The organism is Pseudoxanthobacter sp., assembly GCF_036822375.1.
GTDB lineage: Bacteria > Pseudomonadota > Alphaproteobacteria > Rhizobiales > Segnochrobactraceae > Pseudoxanthobacter.
The window spans coordinates 1-6460 of the sequence record NZ_DAISHT010000187.1 but is presented as its reverse complement, the minus strand read 5'-3'; the positions used below and the strand labels follow the sequence as shown (position 1 = coordinate 6460).

Below are 6460 nucleotides of genomic sequence, written 5' to 3'. Positions count from 1 at the left end.
GTTGCCGCCGCCGCGCTTGGCCTCGAACAGCGCCAGATCCGCCTCGCGCATCACCGCGGCGGCGGTCGGGCCCTCGGCGGCAGCCGTGCCGCCGGCCGTGACCGTGATGCTGTAGCGCTCGGTGCGCTCGCCGATGGGATCGCGCAGCGCCGAAACCAGCCGCCGGCCGATGGCGGCGATTTCTGCGGCGCTGGAGATATTGGGGCACAGCACGGCGAATTCGTCGCTGCCGAGGCGGGCCACCATGTCGTCGTGCCGCAGCGCCTGCCGCAGCCGGCGCGCCACCGTCACCAGCACCGCATCGCCCACGTCGTGGCCGAGGGAATCGTTGATGTCCTTGAAACGGTCGATGTCGAGCACCAGCAGGCCGACCTGCCGGTCCTGCGTGCTGTCGGTCTGGCGCAGCATCTGGGCCAGCGCACGGAACACGGCCCGGCGGTTGGGCAGGCCGGTCAGCATGTCGTGCATCGCATCGTGGCGCAGCTGCTCCTCGGCGCGCTTGCGCGAGGTCACGTCGCTGTGCGAACCGGCCATGCGATAGGGCCGCCCGGCCTCGTCGCGCAGTGCGATGCCGCGCGCCAGCACCCAGATATATTCCCCGTTGGCCTGCCGCAGCCGGTGTTCCATCATCAGCTGGGGCGTTTTGCCGGCGAGATGGGCGGAAATGCGGGCGAGCACGTCCTCGCGGTCGTCGGGGTGGATGGCGTCGATCCACACCGCCGGGCTCTTGCCGATGACGCGGTCGCCGCCGCCCAGCAGCATGCGCCAGCGCGGCGAGTAGTAGACCTCGTTGGCGCGGAAGTTCCAGTCCCACAGCGCATCGTTGGCCCCGCGCACGGCGAGGGCATAACGCTCCTCGCTTTCGCGCAGTGCCGCCGCTGCCCGCTGCCGGTCGGCTTCCGACGACAGGAACACGTTGAACCAGTGGGCGAGTTCGGCCACCTCGCCGCTGCCGACCACCGGCAGGGGGGCGACCTCGGCCACCGGGCGGTGCTGCACATCCTTGAAATGGCTGGTGATGGCGCGCAGCGGCCGCACGATGCGCTGGGCGCCGAGCGAACCGGCCACGACGACGATGACCATGCACAGGCCCAGCACGAAAATCGTCGCCGTGCCGATAAAGCGCACGGGCGAGTCGATGGCATCGAGCGGCGTGACGCTCACGATCCACCAGTTCGTCGTCTTCGCCCGCACCTGCCCGATCAGCATCTGCCGGCCGTCGATGCGCACCAGCTCGGAGGGCCGCTCCGTATCCAGCGCCTGCAGGATGGCATCGGGCGCCTTGCGGCCGATCAGGGCGGGGTCGCGGTTGTAGACGATGATGCCGGCATCGTTGACGACCATGGCCTGGGAGGCGTTCTCGGAGGCGGAAACGCCGAGATGCTCGAAAAGCTGCCGGCCGTCGGCATTGAGCACGACGACGCCGTCGGTGCGCTCGGCCACGCGCTCGCGGTCGAAGGTGCGCAGCGCAACGCCCACCGGCACCACCAGCCGGGGCGGCGTGCCGGCCCCGCCACGCCCGGGGTCGACCCGGGTTTCGAACCAGTGAATGCGGTGTTCCTCAGCGGTCACGGCACCGAAGATGGTGTCGCTTCCGACGGGCGGACCGGCCGCACCGCCATCGCCGATGTGCAGCGCGGTTCCGTTGGTTCCGATGACATCGATGGAATCGACGCCGCGCAAGTAGAGATAGGCATTCAGCACGCCGCCGATCTGCTCCTGCGCGCGCAGGCGGCTGAAGACATCGGGCTTGCGGCCGGGTGTGCTGCCAAGGGCGGAGCGCACCTCGTCGATGCCGGCGACCGAAACCAGCAGCGCCTCGATCTGGGAGAGCTGCATGTCGAGAATGTCGCGCTCGGCCGACAGTACGAGGCGCATGTATTTCTCGGTGACGTCGCGCACCGTGCTGCGCGCGACGTTGTAGGAAACCAGACCGAGAAACGCGAGCGGTCCGATGGACAGCAGGATGACGAAGAACGCAAAGGTGACGCCCAGCGAGGCGAAGCCACGCCGTCCCTTCCGCCTGGTGCCGCCGGCGGCTGCCGGCGTCCTTTCGCGCTCTGTGCCTTCCTGACTGGCGGACACCGCCCGTCCTTTCCTCAACGCATACTGAACGGGCCGCCGTTCAGGCGGGCAGCCGCGGGGTCTCAGGGCGGGGAGGACCCGAGGGCTTCCCGGTCAATGACCCGAACCGGCACGAGGGTCGCCGTGGAAACGGGCCGGCCCGCCAGAAGGTCCAGCGCCACCTGCACGGCAAGATAACCCTGCTCTTCGGCATTCTGATCGACGGTTGCCGTAATCAGCCCGGCAGCGATGCTGGGCCTGATTTCCGACAGGTTGTCGAAGCCGGCAATCGCAACGCCCGAAAGGCCCAGCTCCTGCACGGCTTGTAGCACGCCGACGGCCATCATGTCATTGGCGCAAAAGACATACCGGATGCCGGGGTGGGTTTTCAGGAAGGCGAGCGAGGCCTCGTAGGCATCTTCCACACGCCAGTTTCCGGCCAGTTGCCCGACCACGTTTATGTTGGCGTGCCGGGCGAAGGCATCGCCGGCGCCGGCAACGCGCTGGCGCGAATTGTCGGCATCCGGAATGCCGCCCACGATCAGCGCGGTGGCCGCCACGGCGGGGTTGTCGCCGCGCAGCAGGCGCTCGGTCACGGCATCGGCGGCCTTGCGGTTATCCACCGTTACCAGCGACGGGAGGCGCTGGCCGAACTGCTGCCAGTAGGCGAAGTCGAGCTGGTTGTCGACATTGACCACCACGATGCCGCGGCGCACGGCCTGCACCAGCACCGGCACCAGACGCGCCGAGTCGGCCGGGGCGATGACGATGGCGTCGACCGGCATCTTGATGAGGGAATCGACGAGGCCGATCTGCTGTTCGATGGCCGTCTCGCGCGAGGCGGTGCGCACCACCAGTTCGGCGCCGGCATCGTTGCTCGCCCGGCGGGCGCCGTCTTCCATGACAGCGAAGAACGGATTGGTGAGCGTCTTCATCACCAGTCCGATGACCGGGCGACGGGCCTCTTTCACCTCGGCACAGGCTGCGGGCACGGATGCGGTCAGACCGAGACCGACGGACGCCAGCATGGCAAGCGACGCACCGGCCAGAGCCCGCCGCGTCAGCCCGGTCTTTTTTCCGTCCCGCCGGTCCCCCCGGAATCCGGCTGGCAAGCACGTCTGCGCCGGCCATAGCGCACTCATCGGACCCGTCTCCCGCAATAGCCGCCCCACCGACAATCACAACATTGTGTCACCGACGGCAAGGATGAACGCGATCTGCGGGCGGGGCGAAAACGTCGCGGCGCACTGCGGTTGCAGGCCGGCCGGCAGCGACAACGGCAGGCAGTGACAGCGGGCACACGGGCCGGCGGCCGCGCCGCCGCCCCGTGCCGGCCCGCGACTGACTTCAGGCCGCAAGCGTGCCCGTCAGGCGCAGGGCGTAGCGCCCGCGCTGGTCCAGATCCTTCGGCCGCAGCGCCGCGAGCGCATCGGTGAGGCGCACGGCGAAGGTGCCCGGACCGGGATTGCCCTGCGCGGCGACCTCGCCGGCCACGCCCATCAGCACCATGGCTGCGGTCGCGGCTTCAAGGCCGGGCAGTCCGGCCCCGAGGAAGGCGCCGATGAGCGCGGTGCAGGTGCAGCCGGTGCCGGTTATGCGCGTCATCATTTCCACGCCGTTGGCCACTTCGACGGCCCGCGTGCCATCGGTGATGTAGTCGACCGGGCCGGAAACGACGACCGTGGCGCCGATGCGGCGGGCGAGGGCATCGGCATGCACCGCCGCCTCGTCGACGCCGTTTGCGGCATCCACGCCGCGGCCGGCGGATGCGCCGATGCTGGCGGCGATGATCTCGGAGGCGTTGCCGCGCACCACCGCCGGCCCTTCGCAAAGCAGCTGTGCCACGGTCTCGCGCCGGAAGGCGGTGACGCCGCCGGCCACCGGGTCCAGCACCCACGGCCGGCCGGCATCGCGGGCGGCGCGCACGGCCAGCACCATGGCGTCGCGGGCGGCCGCTGTCAGGGTGCCGATGTTGACCACCAGCGCGGAGGCGATGGCCGCGAACTCGGCCACCTCCTCCGGCGCGTGCAGCATGGCCGGGGCGGCGCCGGCGGCGAGCAGCGCGTTGGCGGTGGGCGTCATCACCACGAAATTGGTGATGTTGTGGACGAGCGGCGCGGCGGCGCGCATCTGCGCCAGCGCGGCGCCGGGCGAAAGCGACAGCGCCCCGGCGGGCGCGGCATCGCCGGGCAGGGCGGTTTCGGCCCCGTCGGTTGCAGAAACGGCGTCAGTTACAGAAACGGTGTCAGTTACAGAAACGGTCATGGACGTTCCCTCACGATCCGGGCGGATTCCGGGCGCGGGGGCAGCCGGGCAGGAAGCACCGGCTCAGCCACTCCCTTCGCCGGCATGACCCGGATCAGGTTCGATGGGTGTAATCTCAGCCGCCGCCGGCCATGCGCCCGTTGCGCAAGGTCCGGGGCGGCACCCCAAGGCTTGGACGGGCGCAGCATAGCGCGCTTTCCCGGCTTTGCAATTCTCCCGTCCGGCGCGGTCGCCGCCGGCCGTGCGGGCCGGGGGCGGGCCGGGGGCGGGCCGGGGCGGGCATTGCCGGCGCTGCGCGGCGGGGCTAAAGCTGCCGCTTCCGGCGCGAAAGCCGCAGAAAGGTGCCGTCCCGCATGTCCGTTGCCCCTCCGCACGTTCCCCCGGCCGTCGTGGTCCGCTTCGCGCCCTCGCCCACGGGCTACCTGCACCTTGGCAACGCCCGCACGGCGCTCATCAATTATCTGTTCGCCCGCCTTCACGGCGGCCGCTTCATCCTGCGCCTCGACGATACCGACCGCGAGCGCTCCACGGAGGCGTTCGCGCAGGCGATCGTGGAGGATCTGGCGTGGCTCGGCATTGAGCCCGACCTGATCGTGCGCCAGAGCGAGCGGCAGGATCGCCACGACGAGGCCGCCCGCCGGCTGCAGGCGGCCGGTGCGCTCTATGCCTGTTACGAGACGGCCGAGGAACTGGACTATCGCCGCAAACGGCTGCGCGCGCGCGGGCTGCCGCCGGTCTATGATCGCGCCGCACTGCGGCTCTCCGAAGCCGGGCGTGCCGCGCTGGAGGCCGGTGGCCGGGCGCCCTACATGCGCTTTCTGCTGCCCAACCACGATGGCGACCCGTTTGCGCCCCATGCGACCGAGATCGGCTGGCACGATCTGGTGCGCGGCCCGCAGACGGTCGATCTCGCCTCGCTGTCGGACCCCGTGCTGGTGCGCGCCGGCGGCAGCTATCTCTACACGCTGCCCTCGGTGGTGGACGACATCGACCTCGGGGTGACGCACGTCATCCGCGGCGAGGACCATGTGACCAACACGGGCGTGCAGATTGCGCTGTTCCGGGCGCTTGGCGGCGGCGTGCCGGCCTTCGGGCACCACAATCTGCTGATTCTGGCCGATGGCAGCCAGATGTCGAAGCGCACCGGCACGCTGTCGCTGCGCGGCCTGCGGGCCGATGGCTTCGAGCCGATGGCGGTGGCCTCGCTGGCGGTTCTCGTTGGCACGGCGGCGGCGGTGGAGGCGCTGCCGTCGCTGGAGGTGCTGGCTTCGAGGCTCGATCTCGCCCACATCTCCCGCGCGCCGGCGCACTTCGATCCGGCGGAAATCGGGGTGCTCAACGCCCGCCTCGTGCACGGCATGGATTATGAGACGGTACGCCCCCGGCTGATCGCCCTGGGGGCCGATCTCGGGCCGGCGTTCTGGGCAGCGGTGCGGGCCAACCTGACGACGGTCGGCGCGGTGACGGTGTGGCGGGACGTGGTGCGCGGCCCGGTGCCGCGCGCGCCCGACCTGCAGGAGGAGGCCGGCTTTCTGGCTGCCGCGCGCGCCCTTCTGCCGCCGCCGCCATGGGATGAAACCAGCTTCCGCACCTGGACGAAGGCGCTTCAGGCCGAGACCGGCCGCCGTGGCCGGGCGCTGTTCCATCCGCTGCGGCTGGCCGTGACCGGCCGGGAGGACGGGCCGGAAATGGCCCGCCTCATGCCGCTCATTGATCCTGCAGAAATGTCGGCCCGACTGTTCTGACGCGCAGCGGCGGCCTGGCGACAACGGGCTTGACCACGGCGCTTTCCGGGGCGGCCGGGGTCTGGTTTACCGCCGGCGCCGCCGCCGGCACGGCCGCCCCGCCGCCGGGCGCGCCGGGAACGGAAAGGCCGGCTGCCGCCGCACCGGCCGGGTCGGAGATCGGCCGGGCGGTGCCGCAGGTGCAGCGCGCCGTCGTTTCCGTGCGGAAACGGAAGGCGCTCGGGGTGCGGCTGTAGGGAACTCCGGCCAGCGAGGTCAGTTCCGTCGCCTTCGGATCGTTGTTGCGCATCACGAACAGCTCCGTCGGGCTGGCCGGGCAGGAGTTGTTGCAGGCGGCCTGATCGCGCGCAAAATCGGCCGTCTGGGTGGCGCGGCCGATCTGGTAA

The 6460-nt window shown here is 70.7% G+C and carries 5 protein-coding genes and 1 riboswitch; of the genes, 1 reads left to right on the top strand and 4 read right to left on the bottom strand.

The annotated features are described in order from the left end of the window. The 3 genes from V7067_RS14195 to thiM form a co-directional block, all read right to left on the bottom strand. Positions 1-2085: diguanylate cyclase (locus tag V7067_RS14195; protein ID WP_334176555.1), on the bottom strand; the 2085-nt coding region annotated here is incomplete at its 3' end. A gap of 62 nt (positions 2086-2147) precedes the next feature. Further along, positions 2148-3056: a substrate-binding domain-containing protein gene (locus tag V7067_RS14190; RefSeq protein ID WP_334176554.1), complete on the bottom strand. Its 909-nt coding sequence runs from the start codon at positions 3054-3056 to the stop codon at positions 2148-2150. A 355-nt stretch (positions 3057-3411) separates the two neighbouring features. After that, the gene (gene thiM, locus V7067_RS14185) at positions 3412-4194 is read right to left on the bottom strand and encodes a hydroxyethylthiazole kinase (RefSeq protein WP_334176556.1); all 783 of its coding nucleotides are present in this window, start codon (positions 4192-4194) and stop codon (positions 3412-3414) included. Positions 4195-4382: 188 nt separating this feature from the next. After that, a riboswitch (TPP riboswitch) is annotated at positions 4383-4506 on the bottom strand. A 176-nt stretch (positions 4507-4682) separates the two neighbouring features. Here thiM and V7067_RS14180 point away from each other — a divergent pair. Beyond that, positions 4683-6074, top strand: a complete 1392-nt coding sequence (locus V7067_RS14180) for a glutamate--tRNA ligase (RefSeq protein ID WP_334176553.1) — start codon at positions 4683-4685, stop codon at positions 6072-6074. Here V7067_RS14180 and V7067_RS14175 read toward each other — a convergent pair. Continuing rightward, the coding region (locus V7067_RS14175; protein WP_334176552.1) for a DUF2865 domain-containing protein at positions 6037-6460 on the bottom strand (424 nt) is incomplete at its 5' end. The genes V7067_RS14180 and V7067_RS14175 overlap by 38 nt on opposite strands.

Excerpts from the sequence above, each read along its gene's own strand:
- thiM (WP_334176556.1), bottom strand. The coding sequence starts at position 4,194 with ATGCGCGCCGCCGCGCCGCTCGTCCACAACATCACCAATTTCGTGGTG.
- V7067_RS14180 (WP_334176553.1), top strand. The coding sequence starts at position 4,683 with ATGTCCGTTGCCCCTCCGCACGTTCCCCCGGCCGTCGTGGTCCGCTTC.